The following is a 3,228-nucleotide window of genomic DNA, read 5'->3' as shown; positions in this document are numbered from 1 at the left end:
TTTAAAAACAAATGAACATTCTCTTCCTAAACACCACTAAAGGAATACAAACGAATGCTCATTTCAACCATCACCATTGTTCATATTTTAAAAAAATAGTATATAACAATATGAACATGAATATATTGTTTTTCAACCTATATAAAGGTTTAGTTTATTTATCTTCAAAAATCACTTTCTATTGATTTAATTAGGTTATAGATAATTTTATTTGTACCTACATCAACGTTATTTGCCTCACCAAGTTCAATTACCTTGCCTGTTAGTGAGTCTATTTCCGTTTTTATTTTTCTTTTGATATCCTGATGTGTTGATGAGTAATGATTGTATGTATCCGGAACCAGTTTTGAATAGAATATGTCCTTATACTCTTGTGAATTTTCCCATAATGTTTCATATCCGCTTGCTTTTATGACATCAAATATTTCATCGATAATGCTGTCCATAATCTCTTTTGAATATTCGTTTTCCGTAAGTTTTCCATAGTTAACATCAAGTATTGCACCCAGAGGATTTAGTGCGCAGTTGTACAGCATTTTTGCCCAGAGATATTTGTCAACTTCACCGGTCAGTTTGCATTGGATTCCTGATGAGGTTATCATGTCTGCTATTGGCTGTAACTCGGATGGATCCTGCTTTTGAAGTGAACCTATCAGCAGGGGTTCTGTGTATACTGTAACTTCACTGATGTGCCTTTCAGGGCGGGTAAATCCTGTTATTACACGTGCCGAGAAAACCTGGGTTTTGTCAAAAAATCTCAGGTAGGCTGCATCGTTTCCAAATCCATTTTGGAAAATAATTATTTTGAAATCCTCTTTCAGGATGTCTCTATGTGTGTTTAATTTTTTGGAGATGTCATCGTTTGCTGTTGTCTTTGAAGTGATGAACACATACTCGATTGTTTCTTTTGGAATTTCTTCATAGGTTTCATACACGTTCACTTCATCGCTTGTAAATTCATAATGGGTAAACAGTCCGCATCTTTTGATTCCATTTTCTTTTATTGCTTTTGCAGTTTTATCTCTTGCAAATATTGATATGTCAGCACCCTGTGACAACATTGATGCTGCAAGTCCTATTCCTACGGCTCCAGAGCCAATAACCAGTATATTCATTTTAACACCTCATATTATACTTTGTTTTTCTTGTATAATAATTTTAGTTAACTATATAAGTCATGAAAATTAAAAATTTAGGTATACCAAAATTATGGGGAACAAAATGAAGTATTCAATAAGAGCTGACAACACGCAAAGGGTCTATCTATCCGAAACTCCCATGGATGTGGATCATATATTAAAGACTAATTATGATTATCTATATGATGCCGTGAATAATGAAGGAATAATCCTAAAAGGTCTCGAGTGTAACCTATTCAAGGAACTTGTTTTAGACTCCAAAGTCGTCGGATTCTGCAGCTATGACTTTTCATCTGAATTCATAACCGCAGCCCTAAACAACATTTTCGTACTGCCTGAATTCAGGGGAAACGGACTGTTCTTTTCAGAACTTCAACAGACAATGGTTGAATACAACAAGCCAAGCATTATCGAGCCTACACGTTTGGTTGTTGAACTGCTGATTAAATATGGTTTCGCATCAAAAATATCAGACAATCTTGTTGCAAGCTCTCTTGAATTTATTGTTCCGGGAAATCATGTAGAATCAAACAGTGAATATCAGACGGAGGAGCTGTCAACTCATTTTTATGACTTGAACATATGCTCAAGCATACATTTTCTTGACATTGATAAAAACATAATCGCATACAGCGCACCTTTAAACTATGATATTGTCCACTACGACTGCATTGAAAAAAGAAAATCTATTGGTGATGATTATTTCAATAGAATCAGGGAATTCCTTTTAGAAAACGATGTGGACATAATGAATGAGATATCAAACCTCGAAGAAAAGCTTCCGGTAAAGTCATATGACATTGAAGAGGTTGTCGGAGATGATGAAAATTTTTCAAGCTATATAGAATCTCTTATTGATGATGCCCATGTAACCTATGATAAGGCTTTTGAGATTAAACAGCAAATGATTGAGGAGTATGAAGCAGGAATGATTCTCAATGAGTCTCTGCTTATACGATTGGCATATCTGTTTGACGAAAATAAAAAACCAACCATAAAATCCCACTCTGACACATGTCCATACTGCAATATGCCGATAGATTCGCATGACCGGTTCTGCCACTTTTGCGGCATAAATCTGAATTATAATCCTCAAGAGATGTTTGAAAGCCTTTTGAGCACTATCGACGAATCAGATTATGATTACATTGAGGATATCAGATACGTTGCATATAAATTTTTGAAACTGATATCCGAAGGTATTGAACTTGAATACGCCATAATAACCTGTGAAAATTCATACAATATCTCATGGAGCATACTTAAGGATTATCTGGATGAGAATAGCTATTTCAAAGACAATAAAATCACAAATGAGGGTTATGATTTTTTAACCTCACACCCTCTCCATTTGTTTGAAAAATATGAATTGGATGCCTTTGATTATAGTGATTTTGAAAGATATTTCTACGAAAATGAGGAACTTGAAGGCAGACAACTAGTTTTAAATTATCTAGATCAATTTGGCGATGATGATGCATTAGAGTTAAAAAAAGAAATAAAAAATGGTAATTTAAATTAATTACCATCTGCTAATACCACTTGAACTGTCATCAGATCCCATACTACTTATTATACTTTTACAGTGACTTATGAAGTAATCACTGTTTTCATAAGTAATGTTGGTACCTTTAATCAAGTAGTTCTGCTTATTTTTGTTAAAGTAAATATCTGCATTATATGAATCCGGACCTTCATTGTATAAGAAGTAAGTTGTCGCACCGTTTTCTGTAATAGTTTGGTTTGATGTATAATCTCCTTTATTGAGGCCGTTTACAATATCAGATAATGGTATACTGTTGTTATCCAGTTTATTTACATAAATGGTCATATTGTAACTTGAATCTGTGTAGCTTACAGTAGTGTCATTTATTTGAGTCTTATTGAAGCTGTCAAGACTTGGCAGGCTTGCATTAACTGCAGTTTCACCCTTGCCTTTGGCAGTATCAGTTGCATTTGTGTCATTCAAATGTAAATTATCTGCAGCAACATTTATACCGATGTATGCAATTATCAAAATTACCAGTAATGCATAAAGTTTTTTCATTATTATTTCACCTGCTTAATGTTATTTAATTTAAACTATATA

At 33.7% G+C, this 3,228-nt stretch carries 3 protein-coding genes; 1 reads left to right on the top strand and 2 read right to left on the bottom strand.

Annotated elements, in window-relative coordinates:
- Positions 1-164: 164 nt before the first annotated feature.
- The gene (locus ACJMLH_RS09780) at positions 165-1,115 is read right to left on the bottom strand and encodes a ketopantoate reductase family protein (RefSeq protein ID WP_405277173.1); all 951 of its coding nucleotides are present in this window, start codon (positions 1,113-1,115) and stop codon (positions 165-167) included.
- A 106-nt stretch (positions 1,116-1,221) separates the two neighbouring features.
- Here ACJMLH_RS09780 and ACJMLH_RS09775 point away from each other — a divergent pair, with 106 nt between their 5' ends.
- Complete coding sequence (locus ACJMLH_RS09775) at positions 1,222-2,661, top strand: GNAT family N-acetyltransferase (protein ID WP_405277171.1); 1,440 nt, start codon at positions 1,222-1,224, stop codon at positions 2,659-2,661.
- Here the strand turns inward: ACJMLH_RS09775 and ACJMLH_RS09770 are convergent, their stop codons facing one another.
- Positions 2,662-3,186 carry a hypothetical protein gene (locus tag ACJMLH_RS09770; protein WP_405277169.1) on the bottom strand — a complete coding sequence of 175 codons (525 nt, stop codon included), beginning with the start codon at positions 3,184-3,186 and terminating at the stop codon, positions 2,662-2,664.
- Positions 3,187-3,228 lie beyond the last annotated feature (42 nt).

The organism is Methanobrevibacter sp. (assembly GCF_045116495.1).
Classification (GTDB): Archaea; Methanobacteriota; Methanobacteria; order Methanobacteriales; family Methanobacteriaceae; genus Methanocatella.
This window is presented reverse-complemented; position numbering and strand designations above follow the sequence as displayed.

Bases quoted from the DNA above. Each gene is read 5' to 3' on its own strand.
- ACJMLH_RS09775 (WP_405277171.1), top strand. From the start codon at position 1,222: ATGAAGTATTCAATAAGAGCTGACAACACGCAAAGGGTCTATCTATCC.
- ACJMLH_RS09780 (WP_405277173.1), bottom strand. From the start codon at position 1,115: ATGAATATACTGGTTATTGGCTCTGGAGCCGTAGGAATAGGACTTGCA.
- ACJMLH_RS09770 (WP_405277169.1), bottom strand. From the start codon at position 3,186: ATGAAAAAACTTTATGCATTACTGGTAATTTTGATAATTGCATACATC.